The sequence below is a fragment of the Pseudomonas lurida genome, assembly GCF_002563895.1.
Classification (GTDB): Bacteria; Pseudomonadota; Gammaproteobacteria; order Pseudomonadales; family Pseudomonadaceae; genus Aquipseudomonas; species Aquipseudomonas lurida.
Genome location: NZ_PDJB01000001.1, coordinates 2,012,433 through 2,032,829 on the forward strand (window position 1 = coordinate 2,012,433; position 20,397 = coordinate 2,032,829).

Sequence of the window (20,397 nt, forward strand, 5' to 3'; positions counted from 1 at the left end):
TTGTTTATTCCGTGATGGCTATTTAGTCAGGCCGTTTAGGCAGTAACAGCGTGCTTTTTCACGCAAAGAAAGAAGCACGCACCGTTAAGGGCTGTCGACATTGATACAGGGTGTTTGCACCGTGTTTGTTTCGCCTATGATGGTTTTTTTTTGAAAAATTTTCGCGTTGGTTAGTTATCTCTTTGTATGCGACTTTTTTCGGGTCGGCAAAAGGGCTTTGCCAGTGCTCGCCAAATGTTTGGGGGGCAGTGATTGATATGAAAGAGATATAGCTATTTATGAACACTGGAATACTGTCGAATAACACGCCGGCGCTCAGGGCTGTTCCTACCTTGCAGGGAAAACCCTCTTCTTTCTCGAACAACGACGCGCGACCACCTGTCAATGCGAAACCATCCCTTAGTACGGAGGATGCGGGCAAGCACATTGCGCGAGGAGGCTGGAATCACCGCGATCGCAATGGCGATGGAAGAATCGAGTTGTCCTTCACGATAGATGCGGGCTTCTCTGCAGGGCAGCAGGCTCGAATCCGCCAGGCACTACAAGCCTGGCAAGACGTCACAAATATCAGGTTCAAGGAAAATTCGACTCAGGTTGATGGAACAATAAATTTTATTAAAGACTCAACGTTAGCTGGCGGCGTCGCGCAATTCCCTAGCTATTACAGTGGTGATGTTTGGGCGAAAATAGGAACTAAAAACGTGAGTGACTCGCCCGGGCGGGGTAACCATTTCATGACAACCGTCATTCATGAGATTGGCCATGCCATCGGTCTTCAACACCCTGGTGACTATGACAGCCTTGAGGGAGGTTACGAGGGGAATGCACGCTATGCACAAGATACCAAAGCTCGAACCGTGATGAGTTATTGGAGGGAAACCCATCAGCCTGGTCATGATTTCAATGGGCGTTCAAGTGCCGGGCCACTCTTGGACGATATAGCTTCCGTACAGGGGAAATATGGTCGTAATCGCGATACACGTAATACGGATACCACTTACGGTTTCAATTCCAACACGCAACGTGAAGATCTTAGTCTTACCTCTTCCAGTGATGCGCCCCTCTTTTGCGTTTGGGATGGCGGTGGTAACGACACCCTGGATTTTTCTGGGTTTAAGCAGCGTCAGGTTATCAACCTGAACCCTGAAACATTTTCTGATGTCGGCGGATTAAAAGGGAACGTGTCGATTGCCAGCGGAGTGGTCGTTGAAAATGCAATAGGCGGCGCTGGCGACGATGATCTGACAGGTAATGACACTCACAACAGAATCAAGGGCGGTGGCGGTGCGGACATGTTGCGCGGCGGTGGTGGCTCGGATGTGTTTGTTTTCGATAGCCTGAGCGAGTCGACACTTTTGAGGCCGGACGAAATACTGGATTTTGAAAGTGGAACAGACAAGATTGATGTTTCGGGTGTGCTCAAAGCTGCCAGGGTTTCCAACGTTAAGGTGGTGGAGCTGTTCACCGGCTCGGCGGGAGAGGTGGTTCTGGGCTACGACCATCGAACCGGACAGGCAAGCCTGAGTCTCGACCTGACCGGTAACGCCAAAGCGGACGTTTTCATTAAAGCCAAGGGGCTTATCCAACCTGCCGATCTTGTCACGGGTAAAAGCCTGGATCCTGTGGTTCCGAGACCTGATCCGACGCCGGGCAATTCGGACACCGTCTACGGCTTCAATTCCAACACGGGCAATCCTGCCGTCAGCCTGAGTCCTTTCAGCAGATCGCCAAGGTTTACAATCCAGGATCCTGGCGGCAATGACACACTGGACTTCTCCGGTTTCAAGCAAAACCAGCGTATTGATCTACGGGCGGGGGCAGCGTCCAGTGTGGGCGATTTGTTCAACAATGTTGTAATAGCAAAAGGTGTTGTTATAGAAAATGCCGTCGGTGGCTCTGGGAATGATCTGGTGATTGGCAACCTTGCGGACAATGTACTCAAAGGCGGCGCAGGCGCAGATATTTTTTGGGGAGTGGGCGGTGCTAATACGTACGCCTACGGCAAGGCGAGTGACTCGACTTCCCTCCAGGCTGATCTGATCATGGACTTTGTCAGTGGCAGGGACAAAATCGACCTGAGCGCAATCAAGCGAGAGGCGAATGGACAGTTACAACTCGTCGGCTCCTACACGGGTCGTATCGGCGATACAGTCTTGAAGTTCAACCGACAGACCGGTCGATACTTCGTTGGCGTGGACCTGACGGGGAATCGCCAAACGGATTTCCTGGTCAAGAGTCACCACCTCATCAAACCTGAAGATGTGATTGGGCTGGTCTCTTGAATTAAAGACATAGAATCTGGCCACTCTGTACCCCTTGCATTGTTCGATGTAATGCATGGGGTTGCCAGAGAATCGCATGCCTAGCTCTTCAATAACCCTTCCACATACTCCACGAACGCCCGCGCTTTCGCACTCGCCATGCGTCCGGTGGGGAACACCGCCCATAGGGCCCTGGGCGGCAACTTCCAGTCGGTCAGCACGGTCTTGACCTCGCCACTGGCCAGCTCCGGGGCGAACATCCAGGTGGATGACAGGGTCAGTCCCATATGGCTGAGCACGCCTGCGCGGACACCTTCGGCTGCGGTGACGCGCAGGCGACCGTGAGCGACGATGGGGTGGTGCGTGTCGCCCTGGGTGAAGCTCCAGTGCGAGCCTTCGCCACGGGTGTAGATGATCGCCTGGTGTTGCAGCAAATCCGCCGGGGTGGCGGGTTCGCCGAAGCGTTCGAAGTAGGTCGGGGTAGCGAGGATCACGCAAGGCGATTCACCGATCTTGCGCGCGGTGAGGCTGGAGTCATTCAGGTTGCCCATGCGCAGGCCAACGTCGATACCGTCTTCCACCAGGTTGAGGTTCCGGTCATCCAGCACCACCTCGATGTTCACATTCGGGTACTGCTCCAGGAACGGTCCCAGGCGAGGAATGATATGCATGCGGGCGAAGGTCACCGCCGCGCTGATACGCAGGTTGCCCGACAGCCCGGCACCAGCGCCACGGGCGGCCTCGTCTGCCTCGTTGGCCTCATCGATGGCACGCCTGGCTTTATCAAAAAATGCCAGGCCCGCTTCGGTCGGCGTCAGGCCCCGGGTCGAGCGCAACAGCAACCGCACTGCCAGGCGCGCTTCCAACTGCGCGATGCTTTTGGAGACGGCGGGTTGGCCGATACCCAAGCGCTTGGCGGCCGCCGAGAACGAGCCGGTTTCGACAACGTGGACGAAGGTTTCCATGGCGCTAAGGCGGTCCATCGGTTGTCCTTGGGTTAGCGGGTGAGGGCGTCGAGCATCGCTGACGGTTCTGGGCGTTGAGTGTAATCCGGGTTGACCTCGGCGTAACGGATCACGCTGTCCTGGCCGATCACATAGCGGGCGGGCATGGGCAGGGTCCAGGCCGGGTCATCGTTGATCAACGGCAGGTTGTTGCCCAGTGCCTTGTACAATTGGACCAGGTAATCCGGCAGTTCAAAGCGCAAGCCAAACGCATCGGCGACGTCGCTGTGGGTGTCGCTGAGGATCGGGAATTGCAGGCCGGTAAGGCGTGTGGACTTGCGACTGTTGGCGGCGGTCTGCGGTGACAGTGCCAGCAGGTGGGCGCCGGCGGCTTCAAGCGCAGGCAGAAAGGCTTGCAGCGCCTGCAGTTCCAGATTGCAGTACGGGCACCATGCGCCTCGGTAGAAGGTCAGCACCAGTGGGCCTTTTGCCAACAACTCGGCCGAGGAAACCAGCGTGCCGTCGGCGTCCTTGAGGCTGAACAGCGGCGCCTTGTCGCCCAGCTTCAGCGCACGTTGCGCCGCGCCGGAAGCAATCAGCTCGGCAGTGGCGCGTTCCATGATCGGATGAATATGCGCCGGGGCGTTGTAAGGCGGCTTGCCGGCCTTGAAGTCGGCGCGCAAGGCATCGAGCGTGGCTTGAAGTGTCATGGTGGTATTCCCTCGGGTGATCAGCCGGGCTGGCTGGAGGGGATGATGGGCGCGCCGGTGAGGGGCTGGAAGCGGGGTGGGGGGCATAGGATTTATGCGTGGTTGGAATGGGCACAACCGAGAAGGTCAATGTGCCCTTGCCCGGTTATGTCATCCAGCGCAGCGACCGGTATGTGCGCGAGCACAAGGTCAAGCGCCGCTCCTCATTTCTGGCGGACGCGGCGTTGCAGACGTGGGGGCGTTTCTGAGCCGAACCCTGTGGGAGCTAGGCTATGACTGCGGCACCCCGGCGCGATGCGCTCAAGAACCGCAGCAGTGCCAGCAATGGGAAGGCACTGCCCACCAGCATCACCCCCAGCCAGCCACCGTGTTCATACACGCTGCTGGCAATCGCCGAACCGAAGGCGCCGCCGATGAAGATGCTGGTCATGTACAGCGCGTTCAGGCGGCTGCGGCTGTTGGCGTCGAGGGCGTAGATGGCACGCTGGCCCAACACCATGTTCATCTGTACGCAGAAGTCGAGGACCACGCCTGTCACGGCCAGGCCGATCACGCTGTACAGCGGGTGCACGAAGGCTGGCAGGAAGCTCAGCGCGGCGAACAGCATCGCCAGCAGTGAAGCGCGGTGGGTGTGGCCGGCATCGGCCAGGCGCCCGGCGATAGGCGCGGCGATGGCTCCCAGTGCGCCGACCAGGGCGAACAGCGCGATTTCGCTCTGGCTCAGGCCGTGGTTGCGCGCCAGTTCCAGCGGCGCGGCGGTCCAGAACAGGCTGAAGGTGGCGAACATGCAGCCTTGGTAGAACGCTCGTTGGCGCAAGACCGGTTGCTTGCGCAGCAAGGTGCCCAGTGAGCCCAGCAGTTGCCCATAGCTGGCGGAGTGATCCGGCTGACGCTTGGGAATGGTCAGCATCAATACCACGCTGATAAACGCCATCAACGCCGCCGCCGCCATGAACATCGCGCGCCAGCCGAAGTGGTCCGCCATCACGCTGGACACCGGCCGCGCCAGCAGGATGCCCAGCAACAGGCCGCCCATGATGCTGCCGACCACGCGGCCACGGGACTCGGCGGGCGCCAGGTGCGCGGCCAGCGGAATCAGGATCTGCACCGACACCGAGCTGAAGCCGATCAGCAACGACACCAGCAGGAACAGGTTCGGCTGCTCGGTAAACGCTGCACCCAGCAGGCTGGCGATAGCGAGTACGGTGGTGGCAATCATCAGCTTGCGGTTTTCCAGCAGGTCGCCCAGAGGCACCAGGAAAAACAGGCCCAGGGCGTAGCCGATTTGCGTCAACGAGACGATCAGGCTTGCCATCGCTGGCGTCAGCCCAATGTCCGGCGCGATCAGCTCGATGATCGGTTGCGCATAGTAGATGTTGGCAACGATGGCGCCGCAGCAAAACGCAAACAGCATCACCATGCTCCGGGTCATGGTGCTTGTAGCGTGGGAAGTAGCGTTCATGGTGTTCTCATAAAAGCGAAGGAAAGTGGGGCGAGCCTAAAGACAACACCGTAGCCCGGGTAGGCCGCTGGCAGTGATAACACTCATGCCCGGTAATGATGAGTGAATCGTTAACTTTCTGCGCGAGGGGTGATGATACATTCAGACACAACTGCCGAAACAGGAAATTGATCGTCATGAAAATCACGTTGAACAAGATGCTCCTGGCTTCCACCCTTGCCGCCGCCATGGCGGTGGGCCTGGCCCAGGCTGCCGACGCCCCGCGCGTGGGCGTACGCGGCGCTATCACGGCGATGGAGGGCGATGCGATGCACGTCAAGGTCAACAGTGGCGAAGACGTCATCGTGCACCTGAACCCGGACACCCAGGTACGCGCGGTCACCCTCGCCAAGATCGACGAGATCAAGCCGGGCAGTTACATCGGCTCCGCCGCCATGCCCAACGCCGACGGCAGCCTGACGGCGCTTGAAGTGCACGTGTTCCCTCCGGCCATGGCCGGCACGGGCGACGGGCATCGCGCGTTTGACTTGAAAGAAGGCAGCAGCATGACCAACGGCACGGTAGGCGACCTGGTGGTCAGCAACGGGCGCACGTTGACGGTGAAATACAAAGGTGGCGAACAGAAGATCGTGGTGCCGGAGGACGTGCCGATCGTCAACCTGGAGCCGGGCGATCGCAGCTTGCTCAAGCCGGGGGTGAAGGTGGTGATGTTTGCGGCGAAGGGGGCGGACGGGACGATTACCGCGCAGGCGATCTCGGCCGGGAAGGATGGCGTGACCCCTCCGATGTAGTCGCCGGACAAAAAAATGTGGGAGCTGGCTTGCCTGCTCCCACACTGACCGCGTTTGTTCCCTTACTGACCGGAATAGATCTGGTCGAAAACACCGCCATCGTTGAAGTGCGTCTTCTGCACCGTGCGCCAGTCACCAAAGGTCTTCTCTACCGAGAGGAAGTCGACTTTCGGGAAGCGGTCGGTGTATTTGGCCAGCACGTTCGGGTCACGTGGACGCAGGTAGTTGTTGGCGGCGATTTCCTGGCCTTGCGGCGACCACAGGTACTTCAGGTAGTCTTCGGCAGCCACGCGGGTACCTTTCTTCTCGACCACTTTGTCGACGACCGACACGGGCGGCTCGGCTTCCGCGGAGACGCTTGGGTAGATCACCTCGAACTGATCACGGCCGAACTCACGGGCGATCATCTCTGCTTCGTTCTCGAAGGTCACCAGCACGTCGCCGATCTGGTTGGTCATGAAGGTCGTGGTGGCGGCGCGGCCACCGGTATCGAGCACCGGTGCTTGCTTGAACAGCTTGCCGACAAAGGTCTTGGCCTTTTCTTCATCACCGCCGTTCTTCAGCACATAACCCCAGGCCGACAAGTAGGTGTAGCGGCCGTTACCCGAGGTTTTCGGGTTGGGCACGATCACCTGCACGCCATCCTTGAGCAGGTCCGGCCAGTCCTTCAGCGCTTTCGGGTTGCCTTTGCGCACGATAAACACAGTGGCGGAGGTGAACGGCGCGCTGTTGTTCGGCAGACGGGTGACCCAGTTGTCCGGCACCAGTTTGCCGTTGTCGACCAGGGCGTTGATGTCTGTGGCCATGTTCATGGTAATCACGTCAGCCGGCAGGCCATCGATCACCGAGCGTGCTTGCTTGCTGGAGCCGCCGAAGGACATCTGCAAGGTCAGCTTGTCGTTCGGGTGCTCGGCTTCCCAATGTTTCTGGAAGGCGGCGTTATAGTCCTTGTAGAAGTCGCGCATCACGTCGTAGGAGACGTTGAGCAGTGTGACGGGGGCCGCCTGGACGGCGCCCGCCAGAGCAAGGCCGGCGGCCAGGAGAGAGGCGCTAACGAATTTTTTCACTGCTCATTCCTTGTTGTTCGAGAGGGTTGTCGATTGAGTGAGGGCATTTTGCCAGCGACTATAGCTGGCAGCGCATAGACGTTTAAAGATTAAAACGCACTTTGCTTATTCCATTTTCTTGAACAGTGCATTGCCGCAGCGCGAACAGAAGGCCGCGTTCGGCTCATGGCTGTTTTTCTTGCACACCGGGCAGTCGGCTTGCAGTTGTTCACCGCGCATCGCACTGGCCAGTTCGGCGGTGAAAATACCGGTGGGTACGGCGATGATCGAGTAACCCGTGATCATCACCAACGACGAAATCACCTGGCCCAGCGGCGTCTTGGGCACGATGTCGCCAAAGCCCACGGTGGTCAGGGTCACGATAGCCCAGTAGATGCCCTTGGGGATGCTGGTAAAGCCATGCTCGGGGCCTTCGATCACGTACATCAAGGTGCCGAACACCGTCACCAGGGTGCACACGCTGACCAGGAACACCACGATCTTCTGCTTGCTGCCGCGCAGCGCCGCCATCAGGTAGTTGGCCTGCTTGAGGTACGGGCTGAGCTTGAGCACCCGGAAAATTCGCAACATCCGGATGATGCGGATGATCAGCAGGTACTGGGCGTCGCTGTAGTACAGGGCGAGGATGCCGGGCACGATGGCGAGCAAATCCACCAACCCATAAAAACTGAAGGCATAGCGCAATGGCTTGGGCGAGCAATACAGGCGCAGGCCGTACTCGATCAAGAAGATCAGCGTGAAGCCCCACTCGATATAGGCCAGCACATCGGCGTAGTTCTGGTGTATCTGGTCGATGCTGTCGAGCATCACGATCACCAGGCTGGCGAGGATGATCAGCAGCAGGATGCCGTCGAAGCGCCGCCCGGCGACCGTATCGCTTTGAAAAACCATGACGTAGAGCCGCTGGCGCCAGTCGTTGTTGCTGTCCATAAATCCCGCCTGAATCGAATATCGAGCAAGCCTAGGGGGATTCGAAGGGCCTGTCCATGCGGGGTTTGCGCAGCACGCGAGCACCTGCGCGCACCAGCCAGCAGGCGAGGATGAACGGCGCGGTCAACGCTGGCAGATGCAGGGCGGCAAAGCCCGGCGTGAGGGTGACCGCCAGCAGGATGCCGAGCAGCGGCAGCCAGGGTTGCCGGCGCACCTGGCTCAGGGCCAGTGCGGCCAAGGCCGGGTTATAGCTGTGCAGGCCGAGCAGGGCGCCGGCGGGTTCCTCCAGCCACAGCGCAATCAATACGCCGGCACTGGCGCCGATCAAGGCCCATACGGCGGCGCGGCGGTTGGCCAGCCACAGGCCCAGCGCAATCAGGGCACCGGCTAACGGCTGGTCCAGCAGCATGATTTGCGCCAGGCCAGTGAACGGGGCGGTGAGCATGGCCACGGTATCGGGTTCGCTCAGGCTAAAGGTGCTTTCAGGCACCGTGCCTATCAGCAACCAACCGAGAAACACAAACGGCGCGGTATACGCTGGCAAGTCATCGGGCTGGCTGGCGTGCTTCAACCATTGCCGCGTGAGGATCGCGCTCAAGCCGCCGCACGCCAGGATCAGCGGCGGCAGCAAGGCCGACCAGGCGAAATGCTGGCTGATCAACACGCCCAGCAGCACGCCGTTGTAGCTGTACAGGCCGGCTTGGCGCTCGGCTTTCGGGTAACCCCGGCGCTGGGCCGTGAGCAAGCCCGCCACGCCACCGAGCAGCGCACCGCCGAGCAAGGTCGGCGCGCCTACCAGGATGGCCAGCAGGCACAGCAGGCCACACAGTGGCTGGCGTTGCAGGAAGATCTGGCTGAAGCCATTGAGCAAGGCTTCGGCCCAGTCGGGGCAGGTTGGGTTGTGCATGTGGGGTCATTCAGTCAGACCGAGTTGCCCTTATCGCAGGCAAGCCAGCTCCCACAGTTGACCGAATTTTCATGTCGAACATCGATCAAATGTGGGAGCGGGCTTGCCCGCGATGAGGCCCTTACAGACGCTAAATCAACGTCTCGATACGCAGTGAGTTCGTAGACCCCGGCTGCCCGAACGGCACCCCCGCCGTAATCACCAACGTATCCCCGCGCTCCGCCATGCCCTGCGCCTGCGCAATCTCCAGCGCCGTGGAACACACCTCGTCCACCTGGCGCAGGCGGTCATTGACCACCGAATGCACCCCCCACGCCACGCTCAAGCGCCGCGCCGTGGACAGGTTCGGCGTGAGGTTGAGGATCGGCGCCACCGGCCGTTCCCGCGCCGCGCGCAGGCTGGAGCTGCCGGACTCGCTGTAGTTGACCAGCACCGCCACCGGCAGAATGCTGCTGATGCGGCGGATCGCGCAGCTGATGGCGTCCGACACCGTGGCATCCGCCTTGGGCCGACTGACATCCAACTGGGCCTGGTAGTCCGGACCGTTTTCCACCTGGCGGATGATTTTGCTCATCATCTGCACGGCTTCCAGGGGGTATTCGCCGGACGCGGTTTCCGCCGACAGCATCACCGCGTCCGCGCCTTCGGCCACGGCATTGGCGACGTCCGTCACCTCGGCACGGGTTGGCGCCGGGGAGAAGCGCATCGACTCCAGCATCTGCGTGGCCACCACCACCGGTTTACCCAACTGGCGGCAGGCGCTGATGATGTCCTTCTGGATCTGCGGCACGCTCTCGGCCGGCACTTCCACGCCCAGGTCGCCCCTGGCCACCATGATCGCGTCGCTCAGTTCGGCGATTTCCTGCAGGCGCTGCACGGCCGAGGGCTTTTCGATCTTGGCCATCAGGAAGGCCTGGTCGCCGATCAGCTCGCGGGCTTCGCGGATGTCTTCCGGACGCTGCACGAACGACAGCGCCACCCAGTCCACGCCCAGTTCCAGGCCAAAGCTCAGGTCGCGCCGGTCCTTGGCGGTCAGTGGGCTCAGTTCCAGCAGGGCTTGGGGGACGTTGACGCCTTTGCGGTCAGACAGTTCGCCGCCATTGAGCACCGTGGTGTCGATGGCATCAGCGTGTTTGGTGATGACCCGCAGCCGCAGTTTGCCGTCGTCCAGCAGCAGGTCCATGCCGGGTTCCAGTGCTTTGAGGATTTCCGGGTGGGGCAGGTTGACCCGGCGCTGGTCGCCGGGAGTCGGGTCCAGGTCCAGGCGCAGGGCCTGGCCGCGCACCAGTTGCACCTTGCCCTCGGCAAAACGCCCGACCCGCAGCTTCGGCCCTTGCAGGTCCATGAGGATGCCCAGCGGGTAATTCAACTGGCGCTCCACCTGGCGAATCCATTGGTAGCGCTGGGCGTGGTCGGCGTGGTCGCCATGGCTGAAATTGAGCCGGAAGATATTCACCCCGGCTTCCACCAGTTCGCGGATGTCGTCGATACCGTGGGTGGCCGGGCCCAGGGTGGCGAGGATTTTGACCTTCTTGTCAGGCGTCATGTTTGGCAGTCTCAAGGATCAGGATGGCGCGGAAGTCGTTGACGTTGGTGCGCGTCGGCTCGGTGACGATCAACCCGTCGAGGGCGGCGAAGTAGCCGTAGCCGTTGTTGTTATCCAACTCGTCGCTGGCTGATAGGCCGAGGGCTTCGGCGCGGCGGTAGCTGCACGGGGTCATGAGGGCGCCGGCGTTGTCTTCCGAACCGTCGATGCCATCGGTGTCACCGGCCAGGGCATAGACGCCGGGCAGGCCCTTGAGGCTGTCGGTGAGGCTCAGCAGGAATTCCGCATTGCGCCCGCCACGGCCATTGCCGCGCACGGTCACGGTGGTTTCGCCACCGGAGAGGATCACGCAGGGTGCCGCCAATGGCTGGCCATGCTGCACGATCTGCCGGGCGATGCCGGCGTGCACCTTGGCCACGTCCCGCGCTTCGCCTTCGAGGTCGCCGAGGATCAACGGGCTGAACCCGGCCTGGCGTACTTTGACCGCCACCGCTTCGAGGGATTGCTGCGGGCGGGCGATCAATTGGAAGTGGCTGCGGGCAAGCACCGGGTCGCCGGGCTTGACGGTTTCCGAGGCCGGGTTCTGCAACCAGCTGCGCACTGAAGCGGGGGCCTCGATGTTGTAGCGCTTGAGGATCGCCAGCGCCTGTTGCGAGGTGCTCGGGTCGCCGACGGTGGGGCCGGAGGCGATCACCGTGGCCTGGTCGCCCGGCACATCGGAAATCGCATAGGTGTACACCGTGGCCGGCCAGGCCGCTTTAGCCAGGCGGCCGCCCTTGATGGCCGAGAGGTGCTTGCGCACGCAATTCATCTCGCCAATGGTGGCGCCGGACTTGAGCAGGGCTTTGTTGATGGCCTGTTTGTCGGCCAGGGTGATGCCTTCGGCGGGCAGCGCCAGCAGGGCCGAGCCGCCGCCGGACAGCAGGAAGATCACACGGTCGTCTTCGCTGAGGTTGCTGATCAATGCCAGCACGCGCTGGGCCACCGCCAGGCCGGCGGCGTCGGGCACGGGGTGGGCGGCTTCGACCACTTCGATTTTCTGGCACGGCGCGCCGTGACCGTAGCGGGTCACCACCAGGCCGGTGACGTCGCCCTGCCAGCAGTTCTCCACGACCAGGGCCATGGCCGCAGCGGCCTTGCCGGCGCCGATCACGATCACACGGCCGCTGCGGTCGGCGGGCAGGTAGGGTTCGAGGACTTGCCGAGGGTGGGCGGCGTCGATGGCTGTGGCAAACAGCTCGCGAAGCAGGTGTTGCGGATCGACCGACATAAGCGGGCTCCCGGGGGGATTCTTGTTATTAGGGGTGAGGCTTGGAATGGAGATCAAAGGTGGGAGCTGGCTTGCCTGCGATAGCCGTGTGTCAGGCAGCAGATCTCTAGCTGAAAGACCGCTATCGCAGGCAAGCCAGCTCCCACACTGGGTTGCCTTTCAAGTGAGGCTTACTTATCGCGAATCGAAAAATTCGCCATATGCTCCAGCCCCTTGATCAGCGCCGAATGGTCCCAGTTGCCGCCACCTAGTGCGGTGCATGTGCTGAACACCTGCTGGGTGCCGGCGGTGTTCGGCAGGTTGATCCCCAGCTCCTTGGCGCCGGCCAGGGCCAGGTTGAGGTCCTTCTGGTGCAGGTTGATACGGAAGCCCGGATCAAAGGTGCCCTTGATCATGCGCTCGCCATGCACTTCGAGGATTTTCGACGAAGCGAACCCACCCATCAGCGCTTCACGCACCTTGGCCGGGTCGGCGCCGTTCTTGGAGGCGAACAGCAGCGCTTCGGCCACTGCCTGGATGTTCAGCGCGACGATGATCTGGTTGGCGACCTTGGCGGTCTGGCCATCACCATTGCCGCCCACCAGGGTGATGTTCTTGCCCATGGCCTGGAACAGCGGCAGCGCGCGTTCAAAGGTGTGCGGCTCACCACCGATCATGATGCTCAGGGTGCCGGCCTTGGCGCCGACCTCACCACCGGACACGGGGGCATCCAGGTACTGTGCGCCGGTCTCGTTGATCTTCGCCGCGAACGCCTTGGTGGCGGTGGGGGAGATCGAGCTCATGTCGATCACCACCTTGTTCGGTGACAGGCCAGCAGCTACGCCGTCTTTGCGGAACAGCACGTCATCGACCTGCGGGGTGTCGGGCACCATCACGATGATGAACTCGGCTTCCTGCGCCACTTGCTGCGGGTTGGCCAGGGCCACGGCACCGGCGTCGATCAGTGCTTGCGGGGCCTTGCCGTGGTGCTCGGAGAGGAACAGTTGGTGACCTGCTTTCTGCAGGTTCGCGGCCATGGGTTGGCCCATGATGCCAGTGCCGATGAATCCGATTTTAGCCATGATCAATTCCTCTTTTTATTCGATGGGCAGACCTGACTTGGTCTGCCAAACACAGGAGGTCTAAATGTGGGAGCGGGCTTGCTCGCTAAGGTCTTTCATTCAACATAGGCGTCGACTGATACACCGCTTTTCGCGAGCAAGCCCGCTCCCACATGGGGATTGTGTTGTCTCAGTTAGATGGCGTTATGGGTTTTGAGCCAGCCCAGACCCGCTTCGGTGGTGGTCAACGGCTTGTACTCGCAGCCGACCCACCCCTGGTAACCGATGCGGTCCAGGTGTTCGAACAGGAAGCGGTAGTTGATCTCGCCGGTGCCCGGCTCGTTACGGCCCGGGTTATCCGCCAGTTGGATGTGGTTGATCTCGCCCAGATGCGCGGCCATGGTGCGGGCCAGGTCGCCCTCCATGATTTGCATGTGATAGATGTCGTATTGCAGGAACAGATTGTCACTGCCCACCTGTTCGCGAATCGACAGGGCTTGCGCCGTGTTATTGAGGTAGAAGCCTGGAATGTCGCGGGTATTGATCGCTTCCATCACCAACTTGATGCCCGCCGCCTGCAGCTTGTCGGCGGCGTACTTGAGGTTGGCGACGAACGTTTTTTCCAGGGTCTCGTCATCGACACCTTGGGGGCGAATACCTGCCAGGCAGTTGATCTGGGTGTTGCCCAGCACGTGTGCATAGGCGATCGCGAGCTTGACCCCGGCACGGAATTCCTCGACCCGGTCCGGGTGACACGCCAGGCCGCGTTCGCCCTTGGCCCAGTCACCGGCCGGCAGGTTGAACAGCACCTGGGTCAGGCCATGGGCGTCAAGTTGTGCCTTGATTTCGGCAGAGCTGAATTCATACGGGAACAAGTACTCGACCCCTTCGAAGCCAGCATCGGCGGCCGCTTTGAAGCGTGCAAGGAAGTCCTGTTCGGTAAACAGCATGGACAGGTTGGCGGCGAAGCGCGGCATAGGGTTCTCCTTAATCGAGCAGGGAAATGGCAGTCGGCGCATCGTTGCCGACCAGTGCCAGATCTTCGAATTCATTGACGGCGTTGATCTCGGTGCCCATGGAAATGTTGGTCACGCGTTCCAGAATAATCTCAACGATCACCGGAACCTTGAATTCTTCGATCATTTCCTCGGCACGGCGCAGTGCTGGCGCGATCTGGCTTGGCTCGAACACGCGCAGGGCCTTGCAACCCAGGCCTTCGGCGACGGCGACGTGGTCCACACCATAGCCGTTGAGTTCCGGGGCGTTGAGGTTGTCGAAGGACAGCTGCACGCAGTAATCCATTTCAAACCCGCGCTGGGCCTGGCGGATCAGACCCAGGTAGGAGTTGTTCACCACCACGTGGATGTACGGCAGCTTGAACTGCGCGCCCACGGCCAACTCTTCGATCATGAACTGGAAGTCATAGTCGCCCGACAGTGCGACCACCTTGCGGCTCGGGTCGGCCTTGACCACGCCGAGGGCGGCGGGGATGGTCCAGCCCAGTGGGCCGGCCTGGCCACAGTTGATCCAGTGGCGCGGCTTGTACACATGCAGGAATTGCGCACCGGCGATCTGCGACAGGCCGATGGTGCTGACGTAGCAGGTGTCTTTGCCGAACACCTGGTTCATTTCTTCGTAAACGCGCTGTGGCTTGACCGGCACATTGTCGAAGTGGGTCTTGCGGTGCAGCGTAGCCTTGCGTTGCTGGCAGTCGTTGAGCCAGGCACTGCGGTCCTTGAGCTTGCCGGCGGCTTTCCACTCGCGGGCCACTTCGATAAACATGGTCAGTGCGGAACCGGCGTCGGAAACGATGCCCAGGTCCGGCGTGAAGACGCGGCCAATCTGCGTTGGCTCGATGTCGACGTGAATGAACTTACGGCCCTCGGTGTAGACCTCGACTGAACCGGTGTGACGGTTGGCCCAGCGGTTACCGATGCCCAGCACCACGTCCGACTTGAGCAGCGTCGCGTTGCCATAACGGTGGGAGGTTTGCAGGCCGACCATGCCCACCATCTGTGGGTGATCGTCCGGAATGGTGCCCCAGCCCATCAGGGTCGGGATCACCGGGATACCGGTGAGTTCGGCGAATTCAACCAGCAGCTCGCTGGCGTCGGCATTGATCACGCCGCCACCGCTCACCAACAGCGGGCGTTCGGCCTGGTCCAGCAGGGCCAGGGCTTTCTCCACCTGCACGCGGGTTGCCAATGGCTTGGCCAGGGGCAATGGCTGATAGGCGTCGATGTCGAATTCGATCTCGGCCATCTGCACGTCAAATGGCAGGTCGATCAGTACCGGGCCGGGGCGGCCGGAGCGCATTTCGTAAAAGGCTTTCTGGAAGGCATACGGCACTTGGCCGGGTTCGAGGACGGTGGTCGCCCACTTGGTCACCGGCTTGACGATGCTGGTGATGTCCACGGCCTGGAAATCTTCCTTGTGCATACGGGCGCGGGGTGCCTGGCCGGTAATGCACAGGATCGGGATCGAGTCGGCCGAGGCGCTGTACAGGCCGGTGACCATGTCGGTACCCGCCGGGCCCGAAGTGCCGATGCACACGCCGATATTGCCCGCCTTGGTGCGGGTGTAACCCTCGGCCATATGGGAGGCGCCTTCAACGTGGCGAGCAAGGACGTGATCGATGCCACCCACCTTCTGCAAGGCCGAGTACAGCGGGTTGATCGCGGCGCCTGGGATACCGAAGGCGGTGTCCACGCCTTCACGGCGCATCACCAGGACGGCGGCTTCGATTGCTCTCATTTTGCTCATGGTTTTGGTGCCTCTTGCGTTTTGTAATTGTATACAAGTGGTGTCTGGTCAAAGTGTATTCACGGCGGGCGGCACAGGTCAATGCATTTTATAAACTGGCCTTTGCGTTCGTCGGAACTGCTTTTTTCGACGTATGGAGCCTTTGTGCGAAAATATTGTATACAAAAATAAAAGTCATTGTGTTCTATTTGTTTGATCGAGCATCTGATCATCCAGACCTCCACCGCATTCCCAATAACAAAAGAAGGACGGCACCATGAGCGCTTTAACCTTGAAACTCGCCACCCAACTGGCCAGCCAGGCCCTCACCGCAGGGCGCACCATTTCGGCGGCGCCGCTGACCATTGCGGTGCTCGACAGCGGCGGTCACCTGATCACCCTGCAACGCGAAGACGGCGCCAGCCTGCTGCGTCCGCAGATCGCCATTGGCAAGGCCTGGGGCGCGATTGCCTTGGGCAAGGGCTCACGCCTGCTGGCGCTGGACGCGCAGCAACGCCCGGCGTTTATCGCTGCGCTGAATAGCCTGGGGCAGGGCAGTGTGGTGCCGGCACCGGGTGGGGTGTTGATTCGGAGTCAGGAGGGGGCTGTGCTGGGGGCGATCGGGATCAGCGGGGACACGTCGGATATTGATGAGCAGTGCGCGATCACGGCGATCGAGGGGGTGGGGTTGATGGCGGATGCGGGGGTGTCAGCCTGATTTTTTGCTGATTGGTCTGGCCCCTTCGCGAGCAAGCCCGCTCCCACATTGGTTTCGCGGTGTTCATACAGGCTGTGTCTGCGCGGATCAAGTGTGGGAACTGGCTTGCCTGCGATACCGCACCACGTCCCTCAGTCCGGCTCACACCCCTTGAGCACCAACCGAATGATCGTCTGCGCCGCGGCCTCGTAGTCCGCTTCATCCAACTTGGCCTTGCCGGTCACCGCCGAGATCTGCCAGTCGAAGTCCGCATACGTCTGCGTGGCCGCCCAGATGCTGAACATCAAGTGATTGGGGTCGATCGTCGCGATCAGGCCGCGGTCTACCCAGTCCTGGATACACGCGATGTTGTGCTTGGCCTGGGCGTTAAGCTGCTCGACCTGATCAGCGCTCAAGTGCGGGGCGCCGTGCATGATTTCGCTGGCGAAGACCTTGGAGGCAAAAGGCAGGTCGCGGGAGATGCGGATTTTAGAGCGGATGTAGTTGCTCAGTACTTCCTTGGGCGCGCCTTGCGGGTTGAATGGCGTGGATGCGGCCAGGATCGGCTCGATAATGCTCTCGAGCACCTCACGGTAGAGGTTGTCCTTGGATTTGAAGTAGTAGTAGACGTTAGGCTTGGGCAGCCCGGCCTTGGCGGCGATGTCGCTGGTTTTGGTCGCGGCGAAGCCCTTGTCGGCAAACTCCTCGCTGGCCGCCCGCAGGATCTTTTCTTTGTTGCGCTCGCGAATGGTGCTCATAAACCAGGGGTTTCCTTGCCAGTACAGGCGGTTGCGCATGGTAGCACCGGCCATCCGCGAGCCTCAACAATGTGCCCGCAAAGCTTTGCGCCGCGCTATGCTCCGCCCATCTCTCTCTAATGGAAGCCCGATTCATGGCAGGAAGCAGCTTGTTGGTGTTGATCGACGATATCGCCGCAGTACTCGATGACGTAGCGCTGATGACAAAAATGGCGGCGAAGAAGACCGCTGGCGTGCTCGGTGATGACCTGGCGCTCAATGCCCAACAGGTCTCTGGCGTTCGCGCGGAGCGGGAACTTCCTGTGGTGTGGGCGGTGGCGAAGGGTTCGTTCGTCAACAAACTGATCCTGGTGCCGGCCGCCTTGCTGATCAGCGCCTTTGCGCCATGGGCGGTGACCCCTTTGCTGATGCTCGGCGGCGCGTACTTGTGTTTCGAAGGTTTCGAGAAGCTCGCGCATAAATTCCTTCACAGCAAGGCCGAGGACCACGCTGAACACGCGCAGTTGGTCGAGGCCGTAGCCAACCCGGCAACCGACCTGGTGGCCTTTGAGAAGGACAAGATCAAAGGCGCCATCCGCACCGACTTCATCCTTTCCGCCGAAATCATCGCGATCACCCTCGGCACCGTGGCCGACGCGCCGTTGATGCAGCAAGTGATCGTGCTGTCCGGCATTGCCATCGTCATGACCATCGGTGTCTACGGGCTGGTGGCTGGCATCGTCAAGCTGGATGACCTGGGCCTGTGGCTGACCCAGAAGCCTGGCCAGGCGGCGCGTAGTATCGGCGGCGCCATCCTGCGTGCGGCGCCCTACATGATGAAGAGCCTGTCGGTGATCGGGACGGCGGCGATGTTCCTGGTGGGCGGTGGGATCCTCACCCATGGCGTGCCGGTGGTGCATCACTGGATCGAGACGGTCAGTCAGGGCGCGGGCGGGGTGGCGTGGCTGGTGCCGACGTTACTGAATGGGGTGGCGGGGATTATTGCCGGTGCAGTGGTGTTGGCGGTGGTCAGCGTGGCCGGCAAAGCGTGGAAAGCGCTGAAGGCCTGACACGGGCGGCAAAAAAAAGGCCATTCAATCGAATGGCCTTTTTTGTGGGCGTTTACTCCGCAATCTGCAACTTGCGCGATTCGGTGTAGATGTAACGCACCTTCTCATACTCGAACGGCGAGTTCATCTGACCATAACGGAAGCTGGTCTGATAACGCTTGTCTACTGCACGCAGCGCCCAGATTTCCGGGTGGTTGGAGCTGACTTCGGAGACGTTGAGGTAGTTGATCTGGGTTTCGGCGGCGTAGTCGACGATCAGGCCGGTGGTGTCGCGCAGGTTCGATGGGCCGAAGATCGGCAGCACCAGGTACGCGCCGCCAGGCACGCCGTAGAAACCCAGGGTCTGGCCGAAGTCTTCACTCTGGCGCGGCAGGCCCATGGCGGTAGCAGGGTCCCACAGGCCGGCGATGCCGATGGTGGTATTGACCAGCAGGCGGCCGGTGGTTTCCAGGGAGCGGTGGCCCTTGAGCTGCAGCAGGCTGTTCAACAGGTTGGGCACGTCGCCCAGGTTGTTGAAGAAGTTGCTCACGCCAGTACGCAGGAAGCTGGGCGTGACGTAGCGGTAGCCATCGACCACCGGCAGGAACACCCATTGGTCGAACCGGTAGTTGAAGTGGTACACGCGACGGTTCCACGATTCCAGCGGGTCATACACGTTGAGTGCGGTGAGCGACGAGCGCTCGAATTCGCGCTGGTCCAGGCCAGGGTTGAACTTGAGCTTGGTCAGCGGCTCCTTGAAACCGTCGGCGTCGACGTTGACCGGCTCATGGGCCTTGCTGTTGTCGGCATTGGCCACGCCTGCGCACATCAAGGCGGCAAGCAGCAGAAGATATTTAGCCACGGAAGAACTCCAGCATGGCGTCGGCGTTGACGCGGTAATTGAGGTTGCCGCAGTGGCCGCCCAGCGGGTAGACGGTCAAGCGATCGCCGAAGGTTTTACGCAGGAAACCGAGGTCGCCAGGGCCGAGGATCACGTCGTCGGCGTTGTGCATGACGGCAATCTTCGGGTTGGTATGCAGGTAGTCCTTGAGGGCGTACAGGCTGACCTGGTCGACCAGTTGCAGCAGGCTGCCGCCGTCGGAGCGGGCGCGCCACATCGGGATCACTTGTTCAGTGAGGTAGCAGTCGAAGTCACATTGCAGTGCACGCTTGAGGAACGGCGTGAGGCTGGTGCTTTCGGTGATCGGGTATTTCGGCGGGATGATCAGGCCACGGCGGTTGATCAGGTCCGAGGTAAAGGCGATGTCGGCCGCCGAGAAGCGGAACGAGGTGCCGATCAGCATGGCCATCTGTTCGTTGGTCAGGTGCTGTTTGGAGTTCTGGAAGTCGTAGAGCAGGGCGTCATTCAGGTCGATGTAGCCCTTTTGCTGGAAGTAACGGGTCAGCTTGTTCAGCACCAGCTCATAGAAGGTGGTGGTGTTGTTGATGCCTTTGACCTCGGTCTGTACCAGCTTGTCGAGGTTGGTGATCGATGTGTAGAGGTTGACCGGCGGGTTCAGCAGCAGCACTTTCTTGAAGTTGAAGCTGCGGCGGGTCTCGTCGAGCTTGCTGACAAATGCCGCATCCAGGGCGCCGAGGCTGTAGCCGGTGAGGTAAAAGTCGGTTACCGGCAGCGAAGCGTTTTGCGCACGCACGGCCTGCATCACGCGATACATGTCTTCGGCGTCTTCCTGGGTGATCCCCGGGGTGGCGAAGCGCGAGGCGGCGCTGATGAAGTCGAAGCTGGTGGGCGATGACAACTGCACCACGTGGTAGCCGGCCTGGTAATACAGTTTCTTCAGGTATTCGTTGATGCTGCTGTCGAACCGTGCGCCAGTGCCCGCGATCAGGAAGATCAGCGGCGCGGCGCGGTCCTGCTTGGCGATACGGTAGGTGAGTTTCTTCACCGCCCAGAAGTTGTCCGGCAGGCTGAACTCACGCTCGGGGCGCATGTTCAGGGTGTAGTCGGACTGGTTGATCTCGTCGTCGCTTGGCAACTTGGGCCGAAGGTCGGGCGGGGTAGTGGCGATGGTCGCTTCGAACGGGTTGGTCAAAGGGTAGCCATAGCTGGCCTGGTCGATGTCGACGGCCAGTGCTGACGCACTCAAAAAAAGGCTGCCGAGTAAGGCAGCACAGCGCAAGGAACGGAGCATGACTTAATCCCTAGGAGGAAACGTGCTTAATGAAGTTCGCAGGCTATGACCACCGCGTCTTCGCCGAAGTGCCATCACTCAGCACTAAATG

At 60.8% G+C, this 20,397-nt stretch carries 18 protein-coding genes and 1 pseudogene; 5 read left to right on the forward strand and 14 right to left on the reverse strand.

Going from position 1 to position 20,397, the window contains the following annotated elements:
* Nucleotides 1-278: 278 nt before the first annotated feature.
* Nucleotides 279-2,282, forward strand: a complete 2,004-nt coding sequence (locus ATH90_RS09280; protein ID WP_098466125.1) for a M10 family metallopeptidase C-terminal domain-containing protein — start codon at nucleotides 279-281, stop codon at nucleotides 2,280-2,282.
* Between the two features lie 80 nt (nucleotides 2,283-2,362).
* Here the strand turns inward: ATH90_RS09280 and ATH90_RS09285 are convergent, their stop codons facing one another.
* Both ATH90_RS09285 and ATH90_RS09290 read right to left on the reverse strand, forming a co-directional pair.
* Entirely contained in the window at nucleotides 2,363-3,244 is an 882-nt protein-coding gene (locus ATH90_RS09285; protein ID WP_069022564.1) for a LysR family transcriptional regulator, read from the reverse strand.
* 14 nt (nucleotides 3,245-3,258) lie between these two features.
* Nucleotides 3,259-3,915 carry a peroxiredoxin-like family protein gene (locus ATH90_RS09290; protein ID WP_098466126.1) on the reverse strand — a complete coding sequence of 219 codons (657 nt, stop codon included), beginning with the start codon at nucleotides 3,913-3,915 and terminating at the stop codon, nucleotides 3,259-3,261.
* Between the two features lie 107 nt (nucleotides 3,916-4,022).
* Between ATH90_RS09290 and ATH90_RS09295 the strand changes: the two are divergent.
* Nucleotides 4,023-4,163 (forward strand): annotated as a pseudogene (locus tag ATH90_RS09295) (type II toxin-antitoxin system HicB family antitoxin); the annotation flags it as partial.
* A gap of 17 nt (nucleotides 4,164-4,180) precedes the next feature.
* On the opposite strand, the gene ATH90_RS09300 reads toward ATH90_RS09295, so the two are convergent.
* Nucleotides 4,181-5,377, reverse strand: a complete 1,197-nt coding sequence (locus tag ATH90_RS09300; protein WP_098466128.1) for an MFS transporter — start codon at nucleotides 5,375-5,377, stop codon at nucleotides 4,181-4,183.
* A gap of 176 nt (nucleotides 5,378-5,553) precedes the next feature.
* On the opposite strand from ATH90_RS09300, the gene ATH90_RS09305 reads away from it, so the two are divergent.
* Nucleotides 5,554-6,168, forward strand: a complete 615-nt coding sequence (locus tag ATH90_RS09305; RefSeq protein ID WP_098466129.1) for a DUF5666 domain-containing protein — start codon at nucleotides 5,554-5,556, stop codon at nucleotides 6,166-6,168.
* A 62-nt stretch (nucleotides 6,169-6,230) separates the two neighbouring features.
* Here ATH90_RS09305 and ATH90_RS09310 read toward each other — a convergent pair whose 3' ends face one another.
* From ATH90_RS09310 to gcl, 8 genes are all read right to left on the reverse strand, one after another.
* Entirely contained in the window at nucleotides 6,231-7,235 is a 1,005-nt protein-coding gene (locus tag ATH90_RS09310; RefSeq protein WP_034102895.1) for a sulfate ABC transporter substrate-binding protein, read from the reverse strand.
* A gap of 105 nt (nucleotides 7,236-7,340) precedes the next feature.
* A complete protein-coding gene (locus ATH90_RS09315) occupies nucleotides 7,341-8,165 on the reverse strand; it encodes an ion transporter (protein WP_034102898.1) in 825 nt (274 codons plus the stop codon).
* Nucleotides 8,166-8,196: 31 nt separating this feature from the next.
* Nucleotides 8,197-9,072 (reverse strand): urea transporter, encoded by an 876-nt coding sequence (locus ATH90_RS09320; RefSeq protein WP_034102900.1) that lies wholly within the window; start codon nucleotides 9,070-9,072, stop codon nucleotides 8,197-8,199.
* Between the two features lie 130 nt (nucleotides 9,073-9,202).
* Nucleotides 9,203-10,618, reverse strand: coding sequence for a pyruvate kinase (pyk, locus tag ATH90_RS09325; protein WP_098466130.1), 1,416 nt, complete (start codon nucleotides 10,616-10,618; stop codon nucleotides 9,203-9,205).
* On the reverse strand, nucleotides 10,608-11,888 hold the full coding sequence (locus tag ATH90_RS09330) for a glycerate kinase type-2 family protein (RefSeq protein ID WP_098466131.1): 1,281 nt from the start codon (nucleotides 11,886-11,888) through the stop codon (nucleotides 10,608-10,610). Before ATH90_RS09330 ends, pyk begins: the two co-directional genes overlap by 11 nt.
* A 170-nt stretch (nucleotides 11,889-12,058) precedes the next feature.
* Entirely contained in the window at nucleotides 12,059-12,949 is an 891-nt protein-coding gene (locus ATH90_RS09335; RefSeq protein WP_098466132.1) for a 2-hydroxy-3-oxopropionate reductase, read from the reverse strand.
* 173 nt (nucleotides 12,950-13,122) lie between these two features.
* A complete protein-coding gene (hyi, locus tag ATH90_RS09340) occupies nucleotides 13,123-13,905 on the reverse strand; it encodes a hydroxypyruvate isomerase (RefSeq protein WP_098466133.1) in 783 nt (260 codons plus the stop codon).
* Nucleotides 13,906-13,915: 10 nt separating this feature from the next.
* Entirely contained in the window at nucleotides 13,916-15,691 is a 1,776-nt protein-coding gene (gene gcl, locus ATH90_RS09345) for a glyoxylate carboligase (RefSeq protein WP_034102911.1), read from the reverse strand.
* A 256-nt stretch (nucleotides 15,692-15,947) separates the two neighbouring features.
* Between gcl and ATH90_RS09350 the strand changes: the two genes are divergently transcribed.
* The gene (locus ATH90_RS09350) at nucleotides 15,948-16,388 is read left to right on the forward strand and encodes a GlcG/HbpS family heme-binding protein (RefSeq protein ID WP_034102912.1); all 441 of its coding nucleotides are present in this window, start codon (nucleotides 15,948-15,950) and stop codon (nucleotides 16,386-16,388) included.
* A gap of 131 nt (nucleotides 16,389-16,519) precedes the next feature.
* On the opposite strand, the gene ATH90_RS09355 is transcribed toward ATH90_RS09350, so the two are convergent.
* Complete coding sequence (locus tag ATH90_RS09355) at nucleotides 16,520-17,125, reverse strand: TetR/AcrR family transcriptional regulator (protein ID WP_034103005.1); 606 nt, start codon at nucleotides 17,123-17,125, stop codon at nucleotides 16,520-16,522.
* Nucleotides 17,126-17,259: 134 nt separating this feature from the next.
* Between ATH90_RS09355 and ATH90_RS09360 the strand changes: the two genes are divergently transcribed.
* Nucleotides 17,260-18,174 (forward strand): DUF808 domain-containing protein, encoded by a 915-nt coding sequence (locus ATH90_RS09360; protein ID WP_098466134.1) that lies wholly within the window; start codon nucleotides 17,260-17,262, stop codon nucleotides 18,172-18,174.
* Between the two features lie 52 nt (nucleotides 18,175-18,226).
* Here ATH90_RS09360 and ATH90_RS09365 read toward each other — a convergent pair whose 3' ends face one another.
* Together ATH90_RS09365 and ATH90_RS09370 are read right to left on the reverse strand one after the other, a co-directional pair.
* Nucleotides 18,227-19,015: an MlaA family lipoprotein gene (locus ATH90_RS09365; protein ID WP_034102918.1), complete on the reverse strand. Its 789-nt coding sequence runs from the start codon at nucleotides 19,013-19,015 to the stop codon at nucleotides 18,227-18,229.
* On the reverse strand, nucleotides 19,008-20,306 hold the full coding sequence (locus ATH90_RS09370) for a serine/threonine protein kinase (RefSeq protein WP_034102920.1): 1,299 nt from the start codon (nucleotides 20,304-20,306) through the stop codon (nucleotides 19,008-19,010). Before ATH90_RS09370 ends, ATH90_RS09365 begins: the two co-directional genes overlap by 8 nt.
* Between the last annotated feature and the right edge of the window lie 91 nt (nucleotides 20,307-20,397).

Bases quoted from the DNA above. Each gene is read 5' to 3' on its own strand.
- ATH90_RS09280 (WP_098466125.1), top strand. From the start codon at position 279: ATGAACACTGGAATACTGTCGAATAACACGCCGGCGCTCAGGGCTGTT.
- ATH90_RS09285 (WP_069022564.1), bottom strand. From the start codon at position 3,244: ATGGACCGCCTTAGCGCCATGGAAACCTTCGTCCACGTTGTCGAAACC.
- ATH90_RS09290 (WP_098466126.1), bottom strand. From the start codon at position 3,915: ATGACACTTCAAGCCACGCTCGATGCCTTGCGCGCCGACTTCAAGGCC.
- ATH90_RS09300 (WP_098466128.1), bottom strand. From the start codon at position 5,377: ATGAACGCTACTTCCCACGCTACAAGCACCATGACCCGGAGCATGGTG.
- ATH90_RS09305 (WP_098466129.1), top strand. From the start codon at position 5,554: ATGAAAATCACGTTGAACAAGATGCTCCTGGCTTCCACCCTTGCCGCC.
- ATH90_RS09315 (WP_034102898.1), bottom strand. From the start codon at position 8,165: ATGGACAGCAACAACGACTGGCGCCAGCGGCTCTACGTCATGGTTTTT.
- ATH90_RS09320 (WP_034102900.1), bottom strand. From the start codon at position 9,072: ATGCACAACCCAACCTGCCCCGACTGGGCCGAAGCCTTGCTCAATGGC.
- pyk (WP_098466130.1), bottom strand. From the start codon at position 10,618: ATGACGCCTGACAAGAAGGTCAAAATCCTCGCCACCCTGGGCCCGGCC.
- ATH90_RS09330 (WP_098466131.1), bottom strand. From the start codon at position 11,888: ATGTCGGTCGATCCGCAACACCTGCTTCGCGAGCTGTTTGCCACAGCC.
- ATH90_RS09335 (WP_098466132.1), bottom strand. From the start codon at position 12,949: ATGGCTAAAATCGGATTCATCGGCACTGGCATCATGGGCCAACCCATG.
- hyi (WP_098466133.1), bottom strand. From the start codon at position 13,905: ATGCCGCGCTTCGCCGCCAACCTGTCCATGCTGTTTACCGAACAGGAC.
- gcl (WP_034102911.1), bottom strand. From the start codon at position 15,691: ATGAGCAAAATGAGAGCAATCGAAGCCGCCGTCCTGGTGATGCGCCGT.
- ATH90_RS09350 (WP_034102912.1), top strand. From the start codon at position 15,948: ATGAGCGCTTTAACCTTGAAACTCGCCACCCAACTGGCCAGCCAGGCC.
- ATH90_RS09355 (WP_034103005.1), bottom strand. From the start codon at position 17,125: ATGAGCACCATTCGCGAGCGCAACAAAGAAAAGATCCTGCGGGCGGCC.
- ATH90_RS09360 (WP_098466134.1), top strand. From the start codon at position 17,260: ATGGCAGGAAGCAGCTTGTTGGTGTTGATCGACGATATCGCCGCAGTA.
- ATH90_RS09370 (WP_034102920.1), bottom strand. From the start codon at position 20,306: ATGCTCCGTTCCTTGCGCTGTGCTGCCTTACTCGGCAGCCTTTTTTTG.